The sequence below is a fragment of the Streptomyces sp. NPDC058741 genome, assembly GCF_042746715.1.
Classification (GTDB): domain Bacteria; phylum Actinomycetota; class Actinomycetes; order Streptomycetales; family Streptomycetaceae; genus Streptomyces.
In genome coordinates this window covers 29,208-52,065 of sequence record NZ_JBHYQH010000029.1, presented here as the reverse complement: position 1 = coordinate 52,065, position 22,858 = coordinate 29,208, and the positions used below count along the sequence as shown (strand labels likewise).

18 protein-coding genes, 5 tRNA genes and 1 pseudogene are annotated in these 22,858 nt (G+C 71.3%); 15 read left to right on the top strand and 9 right to left on the bottom strand.

The features are described 5' to 3' along the window. Positions 1-341: 341 nt before the first annotated feature. The 4 genes and pseudogenes from ACFW6P_RS22335 (at position 342) to ACFW6P_RS22320 (ending at position 4,374) form a co-directional block, all read left to right on the top strand. Entirely contained in the window at positions 342-1,193 is an 852-nt protein-coding gene (locus ACFW6P_RS22335) for an SDR family NAD(P)-dependent oxidoreductase (RefSeq protein ID WP_386357136.1), read from the top strand. 240 nt (positions 1,194-1,433) lie between these two features. Then, positions 1,434-2,406, top strand: a pseudogene (locus ACFW6P_RS22330) (polysaccharide lyase family 8 super-sandwich domain-containing protein); the annotation flags it as partial. Between the two features lie 154 nt (positions 2,407-2,560). Beyond that, the gene (locus ACFW6P_RS22325; RefSeq protein ID WP_386357139.1) at positions 2,561-4,144 is read left to right on the top strand and encodes an acyl-CoA carboxylase subunit beta; all 1,584 of its coding nucleotides are present in this window, start codon (positions 2,561-2,563) and stop codon (positions 4,142-4,144) included. A gap of 35 nt (positions 4,145-4,179) precedes the next feature. Next, a complete protein-coding gene (locus ACFW6P_RS22320) occupies positions 4,180-4,374 on the top strand; it encodes an acyl-CoA carboxylase epsilon subunit (RefSeq protein ID WP_365098165.1) in 195 nt (64 codons plus the stop codon). Between the two features lie 152 nt (positions 4,375-4,526). On the opposite strand, the gene ACFW6P_RS22315 is transcribed toward ACFW6P_RS22320, so the two are convergent. The 8 genes from ACFW6P_RS22315 to ACFW6P_RS22280 all read right to left on the bottom strand — a co-directional run bounded on the left by ACFW6P_RS22315 (position 4,527) and on the right by ACFW6P_RS22280 (position 15,033). Then, on the bottom strand, positions 4,527-5,108 hold the full coding sequence (locus ACFW6P_RS22315; RefSeq protein WP_014675207.1) for an ATP/GTP-binding protein: 582 nt from the start codon (positions 5,106-5,108) through the stop codon (positions 4,527-4,529). Next, on the bottom strand, positions 5,089-5,664 hold the full coding sequence (locus ACFW6P_RS22310) for a DUF742 domain-containing protein (RefSeq protein WP_386357143.1): 576 nt from the start codon (positions 5,662-5,664) through the stop codon (positions 5,089-5,091). The genes ACFW6P_RS22315 and ACFW6P_RS22310 overlap by 20 nt, the downstream gene beginning before the upstream one ends. 94 nt (positions 5,665-5,758) lie before the next feature. Then, positions 5,759-6,172, bottom strand: coding sequence for a roadblock/LC7 domain-containing protein (locus ACFW6P_RS22305; protein WP_055493648.1), 414 nt, complete (start codon positions 6,170-6,172; stop codon positions 5,759-5,761). A gap of 10 nt (positions 6,173-6,182) precedes the next feature. Then, positions 6,183-9,464, bottom strand: coding sequence for a nitrate- and nitrite sensing domain-containing protein (locus ACFW6P_RS22300; protein ID WP_386357146.1), 3,282 nt, complete (start codon positions 9,462-9,464; stop codon positions 6,183-6,185). A gap of 378 nt (positions 9,465-9,842) precedes the next feature. Then, entirely contained in the window at positions 9,843-10,418 is a 576-nt protein-coding gene (locus ACFW6P_RS22295; RefSeq protein WP_386357149.1) for an ATP/GTP-binding protein, read from the bottom strand. Next, positions 10,399-10,794, bottom strand: coding sequence for a DUF742 domain-containing protein (locus ACFW6P_RS22290; RefSeq protein ID WP_031121441.1), 396 nt, complete (start codon positions 10,792-10,794; stop codon positions 10,399-10,401). Before ACFW6P_RS22290 ends, ACFW6P_RS22295 begins: the two co-directional genes overlap by 20 nt. Before the next feature lie 111 nt (positions 10,795-10,905). Beyond that, entirely contained in the window at positions 10,906-11,319 is a 414-nt protein-coding gene (locus ACFW6P_RS22285) for a roadblock/LC7 domain-containing protein (protein WP_386357152.1), read from the bottom strand. Positions 11,320-11,328: 9 nt separating this feature from the next. Beyond that, positions 11,329-15,033, bottom strand: coding sequence for a nitrate- and nitrite sensing domain-containing protein (locus ACFW6P_RS22280; protein WP_386357154.1), 3,705 nt, complete (start codon positions 15,031-15,033; stop codon positions 11,329-11,331). 601 nt (positions 15,034-15,634) lie between these two features. Here ACFW6P_RS22280 and ACFW6P_RS22275 point away from each other — a divergent pair. From ACFW6P_RS22275 to ACFW6P_RS22230, 10 genes are all read left to right on the top strand, one after another. Continuing rightward, entirely contained in the window at positions 15,635-15,823 is a 189-nt protein-coding gene (locus tag ACFW6P_RS22275) for a hypothetical protein (protein ID WP_386357233.1), read from the top strand. Positions 15,824-15,995: 172 nt separating this feature from the next. Next, positions 15,996-16,772, top strand: coding sequence for a fumarylacetoacetate hydrolase family protein (locus ACFW6P_RS22270; protein WP_386357156.1), 777 nt, complete (start codon positions 15,996-15,998; stop codon positions 16,770-16,772). Beyond that, positions 16,756-18,240, top strand: a complete 1,485-nt coding sequence (gene gltX, locus ACFW6P_RS22265; protein WP_386424426.1) for a glutamate--tRNA ligase — start codon at positions 16,756-16,758, stop codon at positions 18,238-18,240. The genes ACFW6P_RS22270 and gltX overlap by 17 nt, the downstream gene beginning before the upstream one ends. A 216-nt stretch (positions 18,241-18,456) precedes the next feature. Then, positions 18,457-19,032, top strand: a complete 576-nt coding sequence (locus tag ACFW6P_RS22260; protein WP_386357161.1) for a hypothetical protein — start codon at positions 18,457-18,459, stop codon at positions 19,030-19,032. Then, the gene (locus ACFW6P_RS22255) at positions 19,029-19,760 is read left to right on the top strand and encodes an HAD family hydrolase (protein WP_386357164.1); all 732 of its coding nucleotides are present in this window, start codon (positions 19,029-19,031) and stop codon (positions 19,758-19,760) included. Before ACFW6P_RS22260 ends, ACFW6P_RS22255 begins: the two co-directional genes overlap by 4 nt. A 90-nt stretch (positions 19,761-19,850) precedes the next feature. Further along, positions 19,851-19,922 (top strand) — tRNA-Gln (locus ACFW6P_RS22250). Positions 19,923-19,962: 40 nt separating this feature from the next. Beyond that, positions 19,963-20,035, top strand: a tRNA-Glu gene (locus tag ACFW6P_RS22245). Positions 20,036-20,075: 40 nt separating this feature from the next. Then, positions 20,076-20,148 (top strand) — tRNA-Glu (locus tag ACFW6P_RS22240). A 20-nt stretch (positions 20,149-20,168) separates the two neighbouring features. Further along, positions 20,169-20,240, top strand: a tRNA-Gln gene (locus ACFW6P_RS22235). A 28-nt stretch (positions 20,241-20,268) separates the two neighbouring features. After that, a tRNA-Glu gene (locus tag ACFW6P_RS22230) sits at positions 20,269-20,341 on the top strand. Positions 20,342-20,515: 174 nt separating this feature from the next. Here ACFW6P_RS22230 and ndgR read toward each other — a convergent pair. Further along, positions 20,516-21,232 (bottom strand): IclR family transcriptional regulator NdgR, encoded by a 717-nt coding sequence (gene ndgR, locus ACFW6P_RS22225; protein ID WP_010044585.1) that lies wholly within the window; start codon positions 21,230-21,232, stop codon positions 20,516-20,518. A gap of 195 nt (positions 21,233-21,427) precedes the next feature. Between ndgR and leuC the strand changes: the two genes are divergently transcribed. Beyond that, positions 21,428-22,858 carry a 3-isopropylmalate dehydratase large subunit gene (gene leuC / locus ACFW6P_RS22220; protein ID WP_386357167.1) on the top strand — a complete coding sequence of 477 codons (1,431 nt, stop codon included), beginning with the start codon at positions 21,428-21,430 and terminating at the stop codon, positions 22,856-22,858.

Genomic DNA, 22,858 nt, shown 5'->3' with positions numbered 1-22,858 from the left:
ACAGGAAGCCGTACCGGACACGGGGTGCTCCCTACGTAACCCGGGACGGTCCCGTCGTGTGCTGCCCATACCGCCGCCTGGCGGCACCGTGCGGCCCGTAGGAGTGGTCCTGCCGCACGCGCCGCGCGACGGCCCGGCCCGCGGACGCGCACGGCACAGCGCCCGTAGGACCGGATCCGCCACAGCCGCGGGAGCGCCCCCAGCACTGGCGCGGAGCCCTGCGGTGGCGGTGTCCTGGAACAAGAAGTTCCGCTTAGCCGGGTCCCCCGGGAGGTCCCCGGGAGGATCCGCGTACAGGAAGACGAGTCCACGGCGAACGCACAGCGCAGGGAGACCGACTCGTGACACTCACCGGCTCCGGCTCGGCCCACGACCGACCGGCGGGCAACGCCCCTCGCCGTTCCGCGGACCCCGTCCGGGTGCGCGCGCACGGTCCCCAGCGGCGCCTGGACCGGCGCGTGGCCCTCGTCACCGGCGCCTCCTCGGGCATCGGGGCGGCCACGGCACGGCGTCTGGCCCTGGACGGCTGGCAACTGCTGCTCAGCGGACGCGACCGGTACCGCCTGGAACTGACGGCGTCCGGCACCTCGGCCGTCGTACTGCCCGCCGACCTCGCCGCTCCGGGCGGCCCGCGTCTGCTGGCCCAGTCCGCGCTCCACACGACCGGGCGCGTCGACCTCCTGGTCGCCGGGGCGGGCATCGGCTGGGCGGGCCCCTTCGCCACCATGCCGCACACGGACATCGACCGGGTGCTCAACCTGGACCTCAACGCCACCCTCCACCTCGTGCGCGAGGTGCTGCCCACCATGATCGCGGCCGGCCGGGGCCGGGTGGTGCTGATCGGCTCGATCGCGGGCAGCGTCGGCGTACGGGAGGAAGCGGTGTACTCCGCCGCCAAGGCCGGACTCGCCGCGTTCGCCGACGCGCTGCGCCAAGAGCTGCGGGGCACGGGTGTGGGGGTGACGCTGATCGTGCCCGGCCCCGTCGACACGGCCTTCTTCACCCGCCGCGGCAAGCCCTACGACCGCTCCCACCCCCGGCCCGTGCCGCCCGGCAGCGTCGCCGACGCGGTGCTGGCGGCCGTACGCCGGGGCCGCGACGACACACACGTCCCCGGCTGGCTGACCGTCCCGGCCCGTGTCCGCGGCCTGACCCCCCGGCTGTACCACCGCCTGCTGAACCGCTTCGGCTGACCCGCCTCCGGCCCGCACACCGCGGCGCGTCGCGCCGTCCGGCCATCTCGGCCATATCCCCCGTTCGCGCGGGGCTCCTGCGGTGGTAGGCCGGGGCATGGGTCCCAGCGCCGCGCGTTCCCCCGCCCCAACCGCCGCGCCCTGCTGCTGGCTCCGGCCGCCCTGGCGGTGGGCGGCGGGCGGCACCCCCGGCCCGGGGCGCCGGCGCCGGGGCCGGCGACCCGTACGACGTCCTTCGCCGGCGCTGGCTCGGCATGCTGGCGGTCCGGCCCGAGCGACCAGTACCCCGACCGGTACTGGCCCAGCGTCGACCCGTAGCGGCTGCCCGGCACCACCTTCTCCACCCGGCGCCTGGCGGACCGGAAGGGCGGCGAGTGGGGCGCCGCCCTCCCGGACGCGCGCTGGGTCGGCGGCACCACCGACGGCACCTACGCGGCCTTCGGCCAGCACCTCAAGGGCCTCGGCTCCACCCTCCGGGCCCGCACGTCCTTCATCTGCCTGGCCGACGCGGTCGTCTGCCCCGGGGCGGGGATCAGCTGCCGGGACGGCGTCCCGGTCGAGACGATCGTCGACCGCCGCAACCTCGGCCCGTCCGGCGCCCAGCGCCTCGTCCGGGGCCCGCACCGGGCCCACCTGGAGGACCACGGCGGCTGGGTGTTCCTCCACGGCGAGCCTGCGCCCCTGCGCGAGGACCGCACGGGCGCCTGGCCCGACATCAACACCGGCGGCACCGACGAGCCCCGCACCCGCCGCTGGCAGACCCTCTGGCCCGACCACGGCACCGACCCCCGGGACGCCACGTACGCCCACGTCCTGATGCCGCGGGCCGTCCCGCCGCGCCGTCGCACGCCGTGCCGCCCGGCGGCACCGCTGGCTGTCCGTCCTCGCCAACGACGCCGCCCGGCAGACCATCGGGATGCCCTCCCCCGGCGCGCCGGCCGCCGCCTTCTGGCAGCCCGGCACGGCAGGACCCCTCACCGCCTCCGCCGGAGCGAGCGTGCCGGCGGTGCGCCGGGGCCGTACCGCTACGCTCCGCATGAGCGAGCCGCCCCGCACGGGCGAGCCCCTGGAGATCGTCTGGGACCGCCCGGTCCGCCGGGTGCTCCACGCGGACGACACGGTCGAGGGGCTCGCGACCGGCCCTCGGCTGAGGCCCCGGTTCACCCGGGGGACGGCATGTGCCCCCCATCGGTGTGAGGTGATCCTCGATTGAGCCGCTTGTCTGACCCCTACAAGCCACAGGCCCTCTGAGCAGTCGAATGAGCTGCCCCCAGGCGCGGTTCTGTTCAGGGCTACCAGGAAAACACGCCGGACACTGTGAGGAGTCGACGGCCCGGTTTCCTCGGTTCCCTTCGTAAGGTCGCTACATGACCGTTTTGGATGAGGCGCCGGGTGAGCCGACCGACGCGCGCGGACGCGTGGCCGAACTGCACGAGATCCGCGCGCAGGCGGTGGCCGGACCGAGCGAGAAGGCGACCGAGGCGCAGCACGCCAAGGGCAAGCTGACCGCGCGCGAGCGCATCGAGCTCCTCCTCGACCCTGACTCCTTCCGCGAGGTCGAGCAGCTGCGCCGGCACCGGGCCGTGGGCTTCGGCCTGGAGACCAAGAAGCCGTACACCGACGGCGTCGTCACCGGCTGGGGCACGGTGGAGGGCCGCACGGTCTTCGTCTACGCCCACGACTTCCGCATCTTCGGCGGCGCCCTGGGCGAGGCCCACGCCACGAAGATCCACAAGATCATGGACATGGCCATCGCGGCCGGCGCCCCGCTGGTCTCGCTGAACGACGGCGCGGGCGCCCGTATCCAGGAGGGCGTCTCCGCCCTGGCCGGCTACGGGGGCATCTTCCAGCGCAACACCAAGGCCTCCGGCGTGATCCCGCAGATCAGTGTCATGCTCGGCCCGTGCGCGGGCGGCGCGGCCTACAGCCCCGCTCTCACGGACTTCGTGTTCATGGTCCGCGAGACCTCGCAGATGTTCATCACCGGCCCGGACGTCGTCAAGGCGGTCACCGGCGAGGAGATCACGCAGAACGGCCTCGGCGGCGCGGACGTGCACGCCGAGACCTCCGGCGTCTGCCACTTCGCCTACGACGACGAGGAGACGTGCATCGCCGAGGTGCGCTACCTCCTGTCCCTGCTCCCGCAGAACAACCGCGAGAACCCGCCCCGCGCGGAGGCGTCCGACCCGGTGGACCGACGCTCCGAGCTGCTGCTCGACCTCGTCCCGGCGGACGGCAACCGGCCGTACGACATGGCGAAGGTCATCGAGGAGATCGTCGACGACGGCGAGTACCTGGAGGTCCACGAGCGCTGGGCCCGCAACATCATCTGCGCGCTGGGCCGGATGGACGGCCAGGTCGTCGGCATCGTCGCCAACCAGCCCCAGTCGCTGGCGGGCGTGCTGGACATCGAGGCCTCCGAGAAGGCGGCCCGCTTCGTACAGATGTGCGATGCCTTCAACATCCCGATCATCACTCTTCTGGACGTCCCCGGCTTCCTCCCGGGCGTCGACCAGGAGCACGGTGGCATCATCCGCCACGGCGCGAAGCTCCTCTACGCCTACTGCAACGCGACCGTGCCGAGGATCTCCCTGATCCTGCGCAAGGCCTACGGAGGTGCGTACATCGTCATGGACAGCCAGTCCATCGGTGCGGACCTCACCTACGCCTGGCCGACCAACGAGATCGCCGTCATGGGAGCGGAGGGAGCGGCGAACGTCATCTTCCGCCGCCAGATCGCCGACGCGGAAGACCCCGAGGCCATGCGGGCCCGCATGGTCAAGGAGTACAAGTCCGAGCTCATGCACCCCTACTACGCGGCGGAGCGCGGTCTCGTCGACGACGTCATCGACCCCGCCGAGACCCGTGAGATCCTCATCCGCTCCCTCGCGATGCTCCAGTCCAAGCACGCCGACCTGCCGTCCCGCAAGCACGGCAACCCGCCGCAGTAACCCTGCGGACATCTCAGCCACGGAGACTGACACCCATGGACACCCCTGACATCCGCGTCGAGAAGGGCCACGCCGAGCCCGAGGAGGTCGCCGCCCTCACGGCGATCCTGCTGGCCCGCGCCGCCGCCCGCCCCACCGACCCGACCCCGGCACACCGCGGCCGCGTGAAGGCCGGCTGGCGCCGCCTGGAACGCGAGCCCGGCTTCCGCGCCCCGCACAGCTGGCGCTGACCACAGAACCAGGAAGAAGGCCCCTCGTCAGAGGGGCCTTCTTCCTTGGGGGCGCGGGGAACCGCGCGACAGGCCACAGGCCACCCGCACACGGCAACACGACAGCCCCCGGACGCCCGTAGGCCGCCGGGGGCTGTTCCGCAGTGCGAGGACTAGCGCAGCCGCGCCATCAGGGCGTGCTCGACCAGCGTGATCAGCGCCGACTTCGCGTCGGCCCGATGCCGGGCGTCCGTGGTGATGATGGGCGTGTCCGGGCCGATCTGGAGCGCCTCGCGCACCTCGTCCGGGGTGTACGGCTGCTGGCCGTCGAAGCCGTTGAGGGCGATGACGAACGGCAGACCCGAGTTCTCGAAGTAGTCGACGGCCGGGAAGCAGTCGGCGAGACGCCTCGTGTCGACCAGCACGATCGCGCCGATGGCGCCGCGCACCAGGTCGTCCCACATGAACCAGAAGCGGTCCTGACCGGGCGTACCGAAGAGGTACAGGATCAGGTCCTGGTCCAGGGTGATACGGCCGAAGTCCATGGCCACCGTGGTGGTGGTCTTGTCCCCGGTGTGGGTGAGGTCGTCGATCCCCGCCGAAGCGGACGTCATGACGGCCTCTGTGCGCAGCGGATTGATCTCCGAGACGGCGCCGACGAACGTGGTCTTGCCCACGCCGAAGCCGCCGGCCACCACGATCTTCGCGGACGTGGTGGAGCGGGAAGGCCCTCCGCTAGAGCTTGCGAAGTCCACTGAGCACCCTTTCGAGCAGTGTCACGTCTGGCTGGCCGCCGGCGCTCTCGTCGCCGCCGGGCTGATGGATGGCGACCAGTCCCGCCTCCGCCAAGTCGGCGACGAGGATCCTGGCCACGCCGAGTGGGATCGTCAGGAGCGCCGAGATCTCGGCGACCGACTTGATCTCCCGGCAGAGGTTGCAGATCCGCTGATGCTCGGGCAGCTGGCCCTGCATCTGGTGCGGCTGCGCGGTGGTGTGCACCAGCGCCTCGATGGCGAGCTGGTAGCGCGGGCGTGTCCGGCCGCCGGTCATGGCGTACGGACGCACCAACGGGTTGTGCGACGCCGCGGCGGGCGCCGGCTCGGGGGTGCGGCGCTGCGGCTGCACGGGCTGGATACGCGGAGCCGGCGGCTGGTCGTACGGCGACGGGCCGGGGCCCTGGGGCGCGTACGGCTGCCGGTGGCTGGGCGCGGAGGGGAAGTTGTAAAGGTTCGGGTTCTGACCACCGTCGCCGTGACCCCGGGCAGGGTCGTACGACCAGGTGCCCGACGAACCGCCTGGGGGTGTTGCCACTTTTTCCTCCTCCGACTGTGCCTGGCACCCATCGCTGTGGAGCCGTGTCCCAAGACCTTACGGCCCCGGGACGCCAAAACGCACCGTCCGTCTGTTAGTTGAGCAGGCTGCCCTGGAGCTCCGCACGAAGGTCCGGGGTGAGGACCGTACCCGCCCGGTCCACCAACAGGGCCATCTCGTACCCGATGAGGCCGATGTCCGCATCGGGATGTGCGAGAACCGCGAGCGAGGAACCGTCGGAGATGGACATGATGAAGAGGAATCCCCGCTCCATCTCCACAACGGTCTGGTTCACGCTGCCGCCCTCGAAGATGCGGGAGGCGCCTGCCGTCAGAGACGTCAGACCGGAGGCGACGGCCGCGAGCTGGTCGGCGCGGTCGCGGGGGAAGCCTTCGGACATCGCCAGAAGGAGTCCGTCGGCGGAGACCACCACCGTGTGGGACACCCCCGGGGTGTTGTCCACGAAGTTGGTGATCAACCAGTTCAGGTTCTGTGCCGCCTGGCTCATCGGGCTCACACTAACGCTCCTGGTTGTAGGTGCTGTCAGGACCGAGGCCCTGGCCGTTCGTTCCACTGCCTGCGCTGCGTCCGCGTTGGACGCCCCGGCGCAGGTTGCTCAGCCTGCCCCGGACGTCCTCCGGGGCGCGGGAGACCTGTGGGCCTCCCTGGGGAGTGCTTTCGGCGGAACCCTCGATCAGGTTGGCCTTGGGTACCCGCCTCGGCAGGCCGGAGGAGGTGACCCCGCCCGCCCTGGGCTTCCGCAGTTGCGAGGCCTGCTGCCACCGCTCGTCGTTCGCCGAGCGCCAGTCGCCGTCGCCGTTGCTCTCCGGTGAGGAGGCCAAAGGCTCCTGGCTCGCGTGCCGTTCGCCGGAGCCGTTCGCACCGTTCGCGGTGGATCCGCGGCGGGGAAGCCCGGCGTCCGTCAGCGCGTGGGCGGAGGAGGGGGCCGTGTCGTCCGGACGGTCGAAGCCTACGCGGTCCTGCTCACCCGCGTCAGCGGCCCGCGCGGAGTCCGTTTCCGGGGTCTGAGCAGGGTACTGGCTCGGGTAGCCGTTCTGGTAGCCGTTCTGCTGCGGCCAGTCGTCCTGGTAGCGCCGCTGCTCGAACCCCGGGAAGCTCTCGGCCGCACCCGTGCCCGCTCCCGCGCCCTGCTCCTGGGCCTGCTCCGCATAGGAGGGGTCCGGGTAGCCGCCGTTCGGCGGGAAGGTGTCGTTGCGCGGCAGGCCGCCGTTGGGTGCGTAGTACTGCTCCTCGTACGCCGGCTGCTGCGGCTCGTCGTACGCCGTCTGCCGCTGCTCCTCGTGAGGAGACTGGCGGTCGTACGCCGACGGCTGCTGCTCCGGGTAGCCGTTCCGGCCGGTGTCGTAGGACCGGCCGGCGTCGTAGTCCTGCCGGGCGTCGTACGCGTCGGCGTAGCCGGAAGCCTCGGACTGCTCCTGGGCGTTGTCCCGCCCGGGCAGGGCGGGCTGCGGGTGCGACTGGGCCTCGGCCTCCAGGGCAGCCCGGCGCTCCTCGCGCATCAGGGAGCGGCCGACGGGGTCCAGCTCGCGTATGTCGTCGGGGACGTCCGCGTAACGGCTGTCGTCGAAGCCGAGCTCGGCCGCCGTGCGCATCGGCTGGCCGAAGTTCTCACCGCCGAGGTTCTGCTCCGGGATGATCTGCGAGACGGTGAACTCGTCGCGGTCCACGTGCTGCTCGCCGCCGCCGCCGTGCGTGATCGCGTCCGGCAGCATGACCAGCGAGGTGGTGCCCGCCTGTTCGCCCGAGGGGCGCAGCTGGACGCGGATGCCGTGCCGGTCGGACAGCCGGCCGACCACGAACAGGCCCATCCGCTGGGAGATCGCTGCGTCCACGGTCGGCGGGTTGGCCAGCCTGTGGTTGATGTCCGCGAAGTCCTCGGCGGTCAGGCCGATGCCCTTGTCGTGGATCTCGACCATCACGCGGCCGTCGGGGAGACGGGTCGCGGTCACCCGGACCTTGGTCTGCGGGGAGGAGAACGTCGTGGCGTTCTCCAGCAGCTCGGCGAGCAGGTGCACGAGGTCGGTCACGGCGCGGCCGTGGATCTCGGCCTCCGGCACGCCCGACAGCTCGATGCGCTCGTACTGCTCCACCTCGGAGGAGGCCGCGCGCAGGACGTCGACCAGCGGAACCGGCTGGTCCCAGCGGCGGCCGGGCTCCTCGCCGGCGAGGACGAGAAGGTTCTCGCCGTTGCGGCGCATACGGGTCGCGAGGTGGTCCAGCTTGAAGAGGTTCTCCAGCTGGTCCGGGTCGGCCTCGTTGTTCTCCAGATCGGTGATCAGGGTCAGCTGGCCCTCGATCAGCGACTGGTTGCGGCGCGAGAGGTTGGTGAAGATCGCGTTGATGTTGCCGCGCAGCAGGGCCTGCTCGGCGGCGAGCCGGACGGCCTCGCGGTGGACCTGGTCGAAGGCGCGGGCGACCTCGCCGATCTCGTCCGTGGTGGTGATCGGGATGGGGGCGACGCGGGTGTCGACCCGGCCGGGGTCGGTGCGCGAGAGCTGGTCGACGAGCATCGGCAGACGCTGCTCGGCGATGCCGAAGGCGGCGTTGCGCAGCCGGCGCATGGAGCGGCTCATCTGGCGGGCGACCGCGCCGGCCAGGATGAAGGCGAGGAGCAGGGCGACGACGACGGCGGCACCGGTGATGTAGGCGTCGCGCTGGGCCTCGTCGGCGATCTGGGAGGCCTCGTTCACCGCGGTGTCGGCGAGGTCGCTCTCGATCTTGCGGTAGCCGTCGAACTTGAGGGTGTTCACGGCCCACCAGTTGGCGGGGGTGATGCCCCGGGTGGCGAGGTCGGCGCGGGCGGCCGGGTCGGTGGTGTCGAGGCGGGCGAGCTCACCGATCATCGTCTCCGGCTTGGCCGGCGGCGGGACGTAGTCCGGGTCGTTCTCCTTGGCCTCCTTGGCCATGGCGGCGCTCTTGGCGCTGATCTCCTGCGCGGTCCGCTCCAGCTTGGCCGCGTCGGCGTCGGTGCCACCGCCCTTGTACTCCTCGATGGCGATGCGCTCGAGGTAGGCGTAGGAGGAGAGGGCGACGCGCTGGCTGGCGAGCTGGCTGGGCGTGGGACCCGGCCTGATCAGCATGTGCATGCCGATGGAGCGCTCCAGTGACAGGGCCGCCTTGGTCAGCGAGATCGCGTAGACCGTACGCCCGTAGCTGGTGATGTTTCCGGTGCCCAGACCCAGTTCGTTGGCGAACTCCATCAGCGGGTGGGCGATGTCGACGTAGCCCTCCTCGGTCTGGACGCCCTTGAGCTGGGAGGTGTAGGCGGCGGCGCGCAGCTCCGTCAGCTTCGGCTCGGCCTTGCGGAACAGGTTCAGGCGGCGCTCCAGGCCCGCCTTCTCCGGCATGTTCTGCGCGGCGTCGTCGAAGGCGTCCGCGGCCTTGTCGGTCGCGGCGCGGGCCTTGACGACGGTCGGTTCGTCCTCGCCCTGCAGCAGCGGCCCCGCGGTGATGTCGCGCTCGTTGTAGAGGGCGTTGGCGTAGAGCAGCGAGGCCTGGACCAGGCGCGCGGTGTTCTCCGCGTCCTCGGCCTCCTGCCAGGTGTCGATCGAGCTCCTCACCTGGAAGCCGCCCATGACGAGGCCGACCAGCACGGGTATGAGCAGGATCGCGTTCAGCCGGGTCGCCACGCGCCAGTTGCGCGGGGAGAGGCGTCCACCGCTCTGCGCGGGCGCGGCCGTGGGCTCCGAACCGGGCACGGGGGCGGGCGCCGCTGTGCGCGGCGGCGGGGTGAAGTTGCCCCGGGCCGACGGCTCGGGACTGTTCTTGCTTCGCCTCACTCGACCAACAACCTCTCGGCGGTCGGCACCAACGTTGTGCCGCAGTGTCTCAGAGCCCAGCCGCGCCATCGGCGGGCGCGTACGTCATTGACTATTGGGCAGTTCAGGCATTCCAGCACGACGACCTGCGCTCTTCCAAACAGTCGGGGGCAGGCGTTCCGTGCGTGGTGAGCCCCAGATAAAACGGTCATAAAGAGCGAGCCCCGCCAAAAGGCGGGGCGATTGTGCGCGCAGCGAGACTGGATGTGCGCGACGCGTGGCCGTGCCACTCGATTCCTCTGCCGAAACGTTATGAACACCTTGGCCGACCGTGTCAAAGGACACAGCCGGCTCCGGCGCAACTACGACAACTGCCGTATCTCTCCTCAGGTTCGGGTGCTACCGCAGCCGGGCCATCAATGCGTGCTCCACCAGCGTGATCAGGGCGCTCTTCGCATCGGCCCGATGCCGGGCGTCCGTCGTGATGATCGGGGCGTCCGGCCCGATCTGCAGGGCTTCCCGCACTTCATCGGGAGTGTACGGCTGCTGGCCGTCGAAGCCGTTGAGGGCGATGACGAACGGCAGACCACTGTTCTCGAAGTAGTCGACGGCCGGGAAGCAGTCGGCCAGGCGACGGGTGTCCACCAGGACCACCGCGCCGATCGCGCCGCGCACCAGGTCGTCCCACATGAACCAGAAGCGGTCCTGACCGGGCGTACCGAAGAGGTACAGGATCAGGTCCTGGTCCAGGGTGATACGGCCGAAGTCCATGGCCACCGTGGTGGTGGTCTTGCCTCCGGTGTGCGTCAGGTCGTCGATCCCCGCGCTCGCCGAGGTCATGACGGCCTCTGTGCGCAGCGGGTTGATCTCCGAGACGGCGCCGACGAACGTGGTCTTGCCCACGCCGAAGCCGCCCGCCACCACGATCTTCGCGGAGGTGGTGGAACGACCTGCGTCAGAGCTTGCGAAGTCCACTGAGCACCCTTTCGAGCAGTGTCACGTCCGGCGCACCGGTTGCCTCGTCGCCGCCCGGCTGGTGGATCGCCACCAGGCCGGCTTCCGCCAGGTCCGCGACCAGGATCCTGGCCACACCCAGGGGCATGTTGAGCAGGGCCGAGACCTCGGCCACCGACTTCACCTCGCGGCAGAGGTGGCAGATGCGCTGGTGCTCCGGGAGCAGGCCCATGAGCGCGGCGGGGTCCGCCGTCGTGCTGATCAGTGCCTCGATGGCGAGCTGGTAGCGCGGCCGGGTCCGGCCACCCGTCATGGCGTAGGGCCGTACCAGTGGCTGGTCGCCCTCGTCCTCGTACGGCTCCGCGTACGGATCATGAGAGGCGGTGGGCGGGGTCATGGGTCCTCCGGGCGGGACACTGAGTCGGTCAGTCAAGCCGTCCGACGGGGCCTGTGCGGGGTGTCTGGCCGCCGGACGGTGATGTGGTGAGACGGGTGGTGCCGGGGCCTGTCAGTGGAGCAGACTGCCTTGGAGTTCGGCTCGCAGGTCGGGGGTGAGAACCGCGCCCGCGCGGTCGACCAGGAGTGTCATCTCGTAGCCGACGAGGCCGATGTCGCACTCCGGGTGCGCGAGGACGGCCAGGGACGAGCCGTCCGAGACGGACATGAGGAAGAGGAATCCCCGCTCCATCTCCACGACCGTCTGCGCGACCTCGCCGCCCTCGAAGATCCGGGAGGCGCCTGCCGTCAGCGACGTCAGGCCCGAGGCGACGGCCGCCAGCTGGTCCGCGCGATCGCGTGGGAAGCCCTCCGACATCGCCAGGAGGAGTCCGTCGGCGGACACGACGACGGTGTGGGACACCCCGGGGGTGTTGTCCACGAAGTTGGTGATCAACCAGTTGAGGTTCTGTGCCGCCTGGCTCATCGGACTCAACTAACGCTCCTGCTGGTGAGTGGGCCGTGGGTGGCTGCCGGTCTGGGTGCTGCCGGCCTGACGACCCTGTGCGATTCCCCTACGGAGATTGGTCAGCCGGCCGCGCACGTCATCGGGAGCGCGGGAGACCTGCGGACCGCTCTGGTGGGTCTGCTGCTGAGCCGTGCCGGGGACGAGGTTCGCCCTGGGGACCCGGCGCGGCAGGCCAGAGGTGGTGATACCGCCCGCGGCCGGCTGACGGACGCGTTCGGCCTGGCGGACGAGGTCGTCGTTCGGCGAGGTGCGCCAGTTGGCGGGGGCGGACCGCTGGGGACCGGTGGATCCCTGCGGCTGCTGCGGGTCCGGAGCCGAGCCGTTGTTCTGCGGCTGCTGCTCCTGCTGGCCGTGGAACCAGTTGGTCTCGAGCGTGTCGTACAGCGGCGTCCGCCCGTCGCCCGGGCCGGTCGCCGGCGGCAGGGCCTCGGGCTCCTGCCGGGCGGGCCGGGCCTGCGGGGCCGGGGGAAGCGGGGCGCCGTAGTCGGCCCCGTTCCGCCCGCCGTTGACCTGCGGGCGCTCGAACTGGCCCGTGCCCGCCGGGGCGGGCAACCCCGGGCCGCCGGAGCCGTTGTCCTGGCGCGGCACGGAGTACTGCCCGGCCGAGCCGCTGTCCTGCGGCGGCACGGGGTACTGGCCCGTCGCACCGGCGGCCTGGCCCATGCCGGCGTACTGCCCGGTCGAGTCGTTGTCCTGGCGGGGCACCGGGTACTGGTTCGGCGCACCGCTGCCGTAGCCCTGCGGGGCCGGGAACTGACCGGTCGCGGAGGCCGAGGTGCCGTAGACGTCCGGCCGGACGAACAGGCCCTGGTCCTGCGACCCGTCGCCGTGCTGGGGACCGCCGGAGTCGCCCGGCGAGCCGGGGCCCTGACGGTCGTCGGCGCGCGGCATGGGGGAGGTGCGGGAGACGTCCTGCTCCTCGTGGCCGCGCGGGGAGTCCAGCGAGGCGCGCGGCACCGGCGGCTGGGCGTTCTCGTCGCTCCAGCTCGGTACGCGCGGCTGCTGCGCGTCTCCACCGGGCAGCGCGGCCCGCGGACCGCCACGCGGCGGCAGCTGCGGCCGACGGCCCTTGCCCTGCTCGGGGTCACGGCCCTGCTGCCGGCCGCGGCCACCGCCACCGCCGAAGGCGTCCTGGCCCTGCGGCCCGTCCGTGCCCGCGGCCTGCAGGCCCTGCGGGGCGCCGGGCGCCTGGCCGAACCCGGCTCCCGTCGGAGCCGGACGGCCCTGCTCGAACAGGGAGTCGCCGGTGCCCTGCGGTCCGCGCGCGCCACCCTGACCGGCCGGCCGGCCACCGTCGCCGTCCCGTCCGGGCAGCGCGGCCCGCGGGCCCTGGCCGGCACCGAGCCGGCCCCCGCCGCCGCCGAACGCGCCGGACGCACCGGCCCCAAGGGCGCCGGCGCTCTGACCGTTGGCGGCCCGTCGGGCCGCGGCCGCGCCCGCGGCGGCCTGCGCGGCGGCCGGGCCGCCACCGCCGATCGGCGGCTGACCACCCTGCTTGGGCTGGGGCTTCCTGCCGCCCTGGGCGACGTCGACGGGCAGCATGACCAGCGCGGTCGTACCACCGGAGTCGGACGGCCGGAGCTGGATGCGGATGCCGTGCCGCTGGGACAGCCGGCCGACCACGAACAGACCCATGCGGCGGGAGACCGAGACGTCCACCGTCGGGGGAGAGGCGAGCCGCTCGTTGATCGCCGCGAGGTCCTCGGGGGAGAGGCCGATACCGGTGTCGTGGATCTCGATGAGCACCCGGCCGTCGGGCAGGGCGTGACCGGTGACCTTGACCTTGGTCTGCGGCGAGGAGAACGAGGTGGCGTTCTCCAGCAGCTCGGCGAGCAGGTGCACGAGGTCGTTGACGACCCGGCCGGCCACCTCGGTGGTCGGCACGGAGGCCAGTTCGATGCGCTCGTACTGCTCCACCTCGGACGCGGCGGCGCGGAGCACGTCGACCAGCGGTACCGGGCGGGTCCAGCGGCGGCCGGGCTCCTCACCGGCGAGGACGAGGAGGTTCTCACCGTTACGGCGCATGCGCGTGGCGAGGTGGTCGAGCTTGAACAGCGAGGACAGCTGGTCCGGGTCGGCCTCGCGGGACTCCAGCTCGGAGATGAGCGACAGCTGACGCTGGATGAGGCCCTGGGAACGGCGCGAGAGGTTGGTGAACATCGCGTTGACGTTGCCCCGCAGCAGGGCCTGTTCGGCGGCGAGGCGGACCGCCTCGCGGTGCACGTCGTCGAAGGCCGCGGCCACCCGGCCGATCTCGTCCCGGGAGTGCACACCGACCGACTCCACGGACGTGTCGACGTCCTGCGGGTCGGACTCGGACAGCTGCTTGACCAGCTCGGGCAGACGGTCGGAGGCGACCCTGGTGGCCGTCTCCTCCAGGCGGCGCAGCGAGCGGATCATCGAGCGGGCCACGACGAAGGCGCCGACCAGCGAGACGCCGAGCACGAGGAGGATCAGCGCACCGGAGATGATCGCGTCGCGCTCGGTGGCGCTGCGCAGCTCGCGGGCCTTCTGCTCCATCTCCTCGAGCAGGGTGTACTCGATGTTCTTCATCTGCTGGATCTTGGTGGAGCTGTCGTCCAGCCAGTCGCGGTAGGACCGCTTGTCCTGCTGGGCGAGACCGCTCGCGGAGACCAGGGCGCGACCCGCGTAGGTGTCGGTCGCCTTGATGGTGGAGTTGCCGCCGTCCTCGATCGGCTTCAGCAGCTCGGCGGCGGTGTCCTCGCCGTAGATGCTCTTGAAGCTGCGGATCTCGGACTTCTGGCTCTCCAGGGCCGACTGGGCGTAGAGCCGGTCGTTCGGCGAGAGCTTTCCGGCGGTGGTCTTGCTCGCGGGGAGCGCCGCCGCGAGGGCCGCGCGCTGGATCGAGGAGTACTCCTTGGCGGAGGAGAACGCGGCCAGCGCCCGCGTGCGCTGGATCATGTCCGGGTTGCTCGTCGCCTCGGCCATGTCCTGCGAGAGGGCGATCAGATTCTCGATCAGACGGTGGTACGCCTCGATCGTCTGCGTCGAGTTGCCCTCGGAGGCGTAGGCGTTCTTGCGGATCTGCTCCAGGTCGCCGAGCTCGCCGGCGATCTGGATGAGGTACTCGCGGACGCCCCTGAGGTTGCCGTCCTTGCTGGCGCTGTCGATCTCCTCGGAGTTGTCGAGGAAGTTCTTCCGGGCCCGGTCGGTCTTCTCGCGAAGTCCCTTGACCGCGAAGTCGGTCGCCTTGCCGCCGTGCGCGAGCGGGCCCGCCGACTGGTCGCGCTCCTCCTGGAGGGCGGCGGACAGCTCGGTGGCCTGCTTGGTCATGTCCGTCAGCAGCTTCATGTTGTCGAGCTGCTGGATGTCGTCCATGGACTGGTCGATACGCAGGGCGCCCAGCGAGGTGGCCGCGACCACCGGGAGCGCGAGCAGCGACACCAGCCGGGTGGAGATGCGCCAGTTGCGCAGGGCTATTCGCGGGCCGGGGCCGGCGGGGCCCGTCGGCGGCTTCAGAGCCGGGGTGGGCGGGCTCGCGATCGCCGAGGAGGACGGCATGCCGGGGCGCCCGGGGCGCTCACCGCTGTCGCCTGCCGGGCCCGGGTTCTGGGCGTGCTGGGGCGAGGGGCCGCCATTGATGGGGCCAGTCCCGCCGTGCGGCTCCGGCTCCGCCGAAGCGGCGCCATCCCTCTTGAAACGTCCCTGCACTAGCGTCGCAACCTCTGGACCAGGCACCCCGTCGGTTGGACGGCGGGGCACGGTGTCGGCGTTCTGGGGACGCCCTGAAAACGCCCCCGTGGTGGTCGTCAGTGACCGGCGCTTGCTCCCCCTTCTGGCCGCCACTCGGCGCGTCTGTGCGCCCCCTGTGCGCCGGATCGATCCCGCGGCGGTCCGTGGCATTCCAGCACAGCAGCAGGATCTCCAACAAGGCTCGTAGGCCAGGCCGTGACATAGGTGACACCAAGTGAGTGGTGAATCACCCGCCGTAGAAAGTGAGTTCACTCATTTCGGGCTTATGCGGACGAGCTGCGGAGCCGCGTCAGGTGTCCCGGTCGCCATGATCAGGAGCGGAATGATGTCTTCAGGGGGTCAATGTCCGCTTCGTCGGCCCGTGGAATGAGTTCTTTATGTCTGATTCGACCTTGGGTTCGTGAGTAAACTCACACGTCGATCATGGCTCCTCGGAGAAGGAGCCGGGAATCCCGTGTTTAGCCTGACGCTTTGCAGAGAAGGCAAAACCGACAACCCGCGCCCCGGCGGGGGTCTCGCACCCTCCCGGCGCCCGTCACAGGACAGGGTCAAGTAAACAGTGAAGACGACGACGATGTTCCACAAGATCGCCAACCCGCGGCGCACGACGCTGGCGCACCTGGACGACGCCGACGAACTGCAGACGCCGCAGCAGCCGGAACACCGAGTCGAACTTCCCTCCCAGACCGCCAACCCCAAGCGCACCGTCCTCATGGACGTTCCGGTCGCCGCCGCGGCCGCGGAATGACACCAGGTGGTACGCGCGCCGGCCGCCGGATGCTCACGGCCGCGCGGCACGGCCTCCGAGGGGCGCTCCCGCGGACGGGGGCGCCCCTTCGTACGGCGCGCGGCGGGGACACCTCCCCGCGTTAGCCTGGAGCGTCAGACTCCAGCCGCTTCAGTCGAGGGGCCAAGCACCCGTGCGCATCGCCAGATTCTCCATCGACGGGAACGTCGCCTTCGGCGTGATCGAGGGAGAGAAGCAGGACGAGCTCGTCCTGGACATCATCAAGGGCATCCCGTTCGCGGACTTCGAGCTCTCCGGCACGAAGGTGCCGGTCGGCAAGGTCCGGCTGCTGCCGCCGGTGCTTCCCAACAAGGTCGTGGCCTTCGGCCGCAACTACGCCGAGCACGCGAGGGAACTGGGCAACGAGGTCCCCGAGGCGCCCTTCGCCTTCTTCAAGCCCTCCACCTCGGTGATCGGCCCCGGTGACGACATCCAGTACCCGTCCTTCTCCTCCGAGGTGCACCACGAGGCCGAGCTGGCCGTGGTCATCGGCCGCATGTGCCGCGAGGTCCCACGCGACCGCGTCAAGGACGTGGTCTTCGGCTACACCTGCGCCAACGACGTCACCGCCCGCGACGTCCAGAAGCGCGAGAAGCAGTGGGCCCGCGCCAAGGGCTTCGACACCTCCTGTCCCCTCGGCCCCTGGGTGGAGACCGACCTGGACCCGGCCGACCTGACCATCCAGCTCACGGTCAACGGCCGGCAGCGCCAGCTCGGCCGCACCAGCGAGATGATCCACTCCGTCGAGGACCTGATCGTCAACATCTCCGAGGCCATGACGCTGCTCCCCGGCGACCTGATCCTCACGGGCACCCCGGCTGGGGTCGGCCCCCTCAACGTCGGCGACGAGGTCGCCGTCACCATCGAAGGCATCGGCACTCTCACCAACAAGGTTGTCAAGCGTGGCTAGCGCACCCGTACGCGTCCGTTTCTGCCCCTCGCCCACCGGTAACCCTCATGTGGGCCTGGTGCGCACCGCCCTGTTCAACTGGGCGTTCGCCAAGCACCACCAGGGCACCCTCGTCTTCCGCATCGAGGACACCGACGCGGCGCGCGACTCCGAGGAGTCGTACACCCAGCTGCTCGACTCGATGCGCTGGCTGGGCTTCGACTGGGACGAGGGCCCCGAGGTCGGCGGCCCGCACGCGCCGTACCGCCAGTCGCAGCGCATGGACCTCTACAGGGACGTCGCCGCCAAGCTGCTCGACGCCGGCCACGCCTACCACTGCTACTGCTCCCAGGAGGAGCTGGACACCCGCCGCGAGGCCGCCCGCGCCGCCGGCAGGCCCTCCGGCTACGACGGTCACTGCCGTGAGCTGACCGGCGCCCAGGTCGAGGAGTTCAAGGCCCAGGGCCGCGAGCCGATCGTCCGCTTCCGGATGCCCGACGAGACGATCACCTTCACCGACCTGGTCCGCGGCGAGCTGACCTTCACCCCGGAGAACGTCCCGGACTACGGCATCGTCCGGGCCAACGGCGCCCCGCTGTACACGCTGGTCAACCCGGTCGACGACGCCCTGATGGAAATCACCCACGTCCTGCGCGGCGAGGACCTGCTCTCCTCCACCCCCCGCCAGATCGCCCTGTACAAGGCGCTGATCGAGCTGGGCATCGCCCGGGAGATCCCGTCCTTCGGCCACCTGCCGTACGTGATGGGCGAGGGAAACAAGAAGCTCTCCAAGCGCGACCCGCAGTCCTCCCTCAACCTCTACCGGGAGCGCGGCTTCCTCCCCGAGGGCCTGCTCAACTACCTCTCCCTGCTCGGCTGGTCGCTCTCGGCCGACCAGGACGTGTTCTCGATCGACGAGATGATCGCGGCGTTCGAGATCTCCGACGTCAACCCGAACCCGGCCCGCTTCGACCTCAAGAAGTGCGAGGCCATCAACGGCGACCACATCCGCCTGCTGGAGGTGAAGGACTTCACCGAGCGCTGCCGCCCGTGGCTCCGCGCGCCGGTCGCCCCCTGGGCGCCGGAGGCCTTCGACGAGGCGAAGTGGCAGGCCGTCGCCCCGCACGCGCAGACCCGCCTGAAGGTGCTCTCCGAGATCACCGACAACGTCGACTTCCTGTTCCTGCCGGAGCCGGTCTTCGACGAGGCCTCCTGGAGCAAGGCCATGAAGGAGGGCTCCGACGCCCTGCTGCGCACGGCCCGCGAGAAGCTGGAGGCGGCCGACTGGACCTCTGCCGAGTCGCTCAAGGAGGCCGTCCTGGCCGCCGGCGAGGCCCACGGCCTCAAGCTCGGCAAGGCGCAGGCCCCCGTCCGTGTCGCCGTCACCGGCCGCACGGTCGGTCTGCCGCTCTTCGAGTCGCTGGAGGTCCTGGGCAAGGACACGACGCTGGCCCGCATCGACGCGGCGCTGGCGAAGCTGTCCGCCTGACGCGGCGGAGCACGGAGCACGAGGGCGGCGTCCGCACCGGGCGCCGCCCTCGCCCCGTCCGCCCAATCGCCACCCGGAGTGCACCCTTCCCGCCAACTCCCTTCCGTCGGCTGGCTGTTGGATGGGTCCGGGCGCACGGTACGCGGGTGCGGCCGGGGAGGGAACACGAGCCGTTCACGCAGACCCGTCCGCACGGCCGCCGGCGGGGTGCTGGCGTTGACCTGCACCGCGCTGAGCGCACCCGAGCAGGCGGCGCCCGAGGCCGACGAACCGGTCGGCGCGGTGCGGCTCGTCACCGAGCGGCGCGTCACGCTCGACCACCCGTGGGCCGGGGCGTCCGGCTTCCGGTACCGGCCGCTGGGCGCCTCCACCGTCACCGCGGTCGACAGCCCGGGGCCGGTCCCGCCCGCCCACGCCGGCCCGGACGACCCGGTCAGCGGACCGACGGTGCCCACCTCGCCCCTCGCGCGGATGGAGGCCCAGTTCCCCGCGCCCTCCGTGATCGGCACCTCGGCACCTCGGACGCCGGTGTGGCAGCTGAACAAGCCGTCCACCTGGATCCTGACCCCGACCGACGCCTCCGGCGGGCCCGTGCCGCACCCTGGCCGGCACCTCCACCGGCGCCGCCGTACGCCCCTTTTGGAACGGCACCGCCGACGGCGGCGGCGCGGCCCCGGCCGGCCCCCACACCCGGAGGCTCACCGCCGACCCGCGCGACGACCAGGGCCCGGACCTCGCACGCACCGGCACCCTGGGCTGAGACCGGAGCGCGTGGGTACGGTCGAAGCATGAGCATCCACGCCGTGGTCTGGGACGTCGACGACACCCTCTTCGACTACACCACCGCCGACCGCCTCGGCATGCACGCCCACCTCACGGCCGAGGGCCTGCTCGACGGCCACGGCGGCGTCGAGCAGGCCCTCGCCCGCTGGCGCGAGATCACCGAACTGCAGTGGGCGCGCTTCGCGGCGGGGGAGGCCACGTTCGAGGCCCAGCGCCGCGACCGGGTGCGGATGTTCCTGGACCGGGAGCTCACCGACGCCGAGGCCGACGCCTGGTTCCAGCGCTATGTCGGCCACTACGAGGCGGTCTGGGCGCTCTTCCCGGACGTCCTGCCCGTCCTGGACGCCCTCGCCGCCAGCCACCGGCACGCGGTGCTCTCCAACTCCAGCCTCCACGTCCAGGACCGCAAGCTGCGTCTCCTCGGCGTCCACGACCGCTTCGAGACCATCCTGTGCGCGGCCGAGCTGGGCGTCTCCAAACCCGAGGCCGGGGCGTTCCTCGCGGCCTGCGAGTCCTTGAACCTCCCGCCGCACCAGGTCGCCTACGTCGGCGACCATCCGGAGATCGACGGACGGGGCGCCGCCGACGCCGGGCTGCTGTCGGTGTGGATCGACCGGGGCGGCCCGTCCGCCATGGTCGAGCCGCCCGCCGGGCCGCACCGCATCGCCTCCCTCGCCGAACTGCCGTCTCTGCTCGGCGCGGATACTCGTTTTGGAGCCCCGTCCACCTTCGGGTAATGTTCTTCCTGCGCCGCGGGGAGCGGGCCGGAAGGCACGAACCCCAGGCGCACAGCTAGAACAAGATCCCCTCAGGGGCTTGCGTTCCAGTGGCCTATGGTGTAATTGGCAGCACGACTGATTCTGGTTCAGTTAGTCTTGGTTCGAGTCCAGGTAGGCCAGCTCGCAGAGCTTATCTGCGTCAGCGGATTCCGATCCGCAAGCCCCCGTTGTGTAGCGGCCTAGCACGCTGCCCTCTCAAGGCAGTAGCGCCGGTTCGAATCCGGTCGGGGGTACTGGTTCCGAGTGATCGACGATCATCTCGGGGCTGCTGGGGCCCCCGTTGTGTAGCGGCCTAGCACGCCGCCCTCTCAAGGCGGTAGCGCCGGTTCGAATCCGGTCGGGGGTACTGACTGGTCTAAACCACATTGGTCTATGGTGTAATTGGCAGCACGACTGATTCTGGTTCAGTTAGTCTTGGTTCGAGTCCAGGTAGACCAGCTCGGACCTGCGGAAACGCAGTGTCCAGGCCCCCGTTGTGTAGCGGCCTAGCACGCCGCCCTCTCAAGGCGGTAGCGCCGGTTCGAATCCGGTCGGGGGTACATCAGAAGAAGGCCCTCCATTTCGGTGGAGGGCCTTCTTCGTGCGTGCCTTCCCGGGGTGCGGGGGACCTCGATCCACCGCGTACGGTCCGCACGCGGCAACGAGACCGTCGCCGTCTGGGCGCCCAGTCGGGAAGGCCTGCCGCGGCGTTGAGGCCGGCCTTCCCGGAACGCTCAGCCGGTCCGCCGGAGTGCCTCGGAGAGACGTCCCGCCGCATCGATCACGGCCTGCGCGTGCATCCGCCCCGGATGCCGCGTCAGCCGCTCGATCGGCCCGGACACGGACACCGCCGCCACCACCCGGTTCGACGGCCCCCGCACCGGCGCCGAGACGGACGCGACGCCCGGCTCCCGCTCACCGATCGACTGGGCCCAGCCCCGCCGCCGCACACCCGACAGCGCCGTCGCCGTGAAGCGCGCCCCCTGCAGGCCGCGGTGCAGCCGCTCCGGCTCCTCCCAGGCCAGCAGGATCTGCGCCGAGGAGCCGGCCTTCATCGTGAGCGTCGAACCGACCGGGACCGTGTCCCGCAGTCCGGACAGGCGCTCCGCCGCGGCGACGCAGATGCGCATGTCGCCCTGCCGGCGATACAGTTGCGCGCTCTCGCCCGTGACGTCACGCAGGTGCGTGAGCACCGGGCCGGCCGTGGCGAGGAGGCGGTCCTCGCCCGCCGCCGCGGCGAGCTCCGCGAGGCGGGGGCCGAGAATGAAACGGCCCTGCATGTCGCGCGCCACCATGCGGTGGTGTTCCAATGCCACGGCCAGGCGGTGGGCCGTGGGTCGTGCCAGTCCGGTGGCGCCGACCAGGCCCGCGAGGGTGGCCGGACCGGACTCCAGAGCGCTCAGGACGAGGGCCGCCTTGTCCAGAACGCCGACGCCGCTACTGTTGTCCATGCAACGATACTCGCGTCTCACTCTGTGAAACGCAAGTTCAAATTTCCGTGGAACCCGCCACCCTGGAATCACGAAAGTCACAACGGCCCGTGACGTAAGGGCCTGGTGGTGTGCGCCCGGCATCAGGGGAACGGGCGCCGCCTCTCACGATCTCTAGTTGGGTCGGCGGATCGTCGTCGGCCGGAGGGAACAGCGATGGGTAGGACACTCGCGGAGAAAGTCTGGGACGACCATGTCGTCCGGCGCGCGGAGGGCGAGCCCGACCTTCTCTTCATCGATCTGCACCTGCTGCACGAGGTGACCAGCCCGCAGGCCTTCGACGGTCTCCGCAGGAGCGGCCGCGCGGTGCGGCGCCTCGACCTCACCATCGCCACCGAGGACCACAACACCCCCACGCTCGACATCGACAAGCCCATCGCCGACCCGGTCTCCCGGGTCCAGCTGGAGACGCTGCGCAGGAACGCCGCCGAGTTCGGTGTGCGCCTGCACCCGCTGGGCGACGTCGAGCAGGGCGTCGTGCACGTCGTCGGCCCGCAGCTGGGCCTGACCCAGCCCGGCACCACCGTCGTCTGCGGCGACTCCCACACCTCCACCCACGGCGCCTTCGGCGCGCTGGCGTTCGGCATCGGCACCTCCCAGGTGGAGCACGTGCTGGCCACCCAGACGCTGCCGATGGCCCGCCCGAAGACGATGGCGATCACGGTCGAAGGCGAGCTGCCCGAGGGCGTCACCGCCAAGGACCTGATCCTCGCGATCATCGCGAAGATCGGCACCGGCGGCGGCCAGGGCTACGTCCTGGAGTACCGCGGCGAGGCCATCGAGAAGCTCTCGATGGAAGCCCGCATGACCATCTGCAACATGTCGATCGAGGCCGGCGCCCGCGCGGGCATGATCGCCCCGGACGAGACGACGTTCGCCTACCTCAAGGGCCGCCCGCACGCCCCCGAGGGCGAGGACTGGGACGCGGCCGTCGCGTACTGGAAGACGCTGAGGACGGACGACGACGCCGAGTTCGACGCCGAGGTCGTCATCGAGGCCGCCGAGCTGTCGCCGTTCGTCACCTGGGGCACCAACCCCGGGCAGGGCGCACCGCTTTCGGCGTCCGTCCCCGACCCGGCTTCGTACGAAGACGCATCGGAGCGCCACGCCGCCGAAAAGGCCCTGGAGTACATGGGGTTGGAGGCCGGGCAGCCGCTGCGCTCCATCAAGGTGGACACCGTCTTCGTAGGCTCCTGCACCAACGGCCGCATCGAGGACCTGCGCGCGGCCGCCGAGCTGCTCAAGGACCGCAAAGTCGCCGACGGTGTACGCATGCTGGTCGTCCCGGGCTCCGCGCGGGTGGGTCTGCAGGCCGTCTCCGAGGGCCTGGACGTCGTCTTCAAGGAGGCCGGCGCCGAGTGGCGGCACGCGGGCTGCTCCATGTGCCTGGGCATGAACCCGGACCAGCTGGCCCCGGGCGAGCGCTCCGCGTCCACCTCCAACCGCAACTTCGAGGGACGGCAGGGCAAGGGCGGCCGTACGCACCTGGTGTCTCCCCAGGTAGCGGCCGCCACCGCAGTCCTGGGCCACCTCGCCTCCCCGGCCGACCTGGCCGACGCCGACACCCGTACGCCCGCTGGAGTCTGA

Coding starts and splice junctions, on each gene's coding strand:
- ACFW6P_RS22285 (WP_386357152.1), bottom strand. CDS start 11,319: ATGAGCCAGGCGGCACAGAACCTCAACTGGTTGATCACCAACTTCGTG.
- ACFW6P_RS22290 (WP_031121441.1), bottom strand. CDS start 10,794: ATGACCCCGCCCACCGCCTCTCATGATCCGTACGCGGAGCCGTACGAG.
- ACFW6P_RS22320 (WP_365098165.1), top strand. CDS start 4,180: ATGGACACCCCTGACATCCGCGTCGAGAAGGGCCACGCCGAGCCCGAG.
- leuC (WP_386357167.1), top strand. CDS start 21,428: ATGGGTAGGACACTCGCGGAGAAAGTCTGGGACGACCATGTCGTCCGG.
- ACFW6P_RS22255 (WP_386357164.1), top strand. CDS start 19,029: ATGAGCATCCACGCCGTGGTCTGGGACGTCGACGACACCCTCTTCGAC.
- ACFW6P_RS22305 (WP_055493648.1), bottom strand. CDS start 6,172: ATGAGCCAGGCGGCACAGAACCTGAACTGGTTGATCACCAACTTCGTG.
- ndgR (WP_010044585.1), bottom strand. CDS start 21,232: ATGGACAACAGTAGCGGCGTCGGCGTTCTGGACAAGGCGGCCCTCGTC.
- ACFW6P_RS22325 (WP_386357139.1), top strand. CDS start 2,561: ATGACCGTTTTGGATGAGGCGCCGGGTGAGCCGACCGACGCGCGCGGA.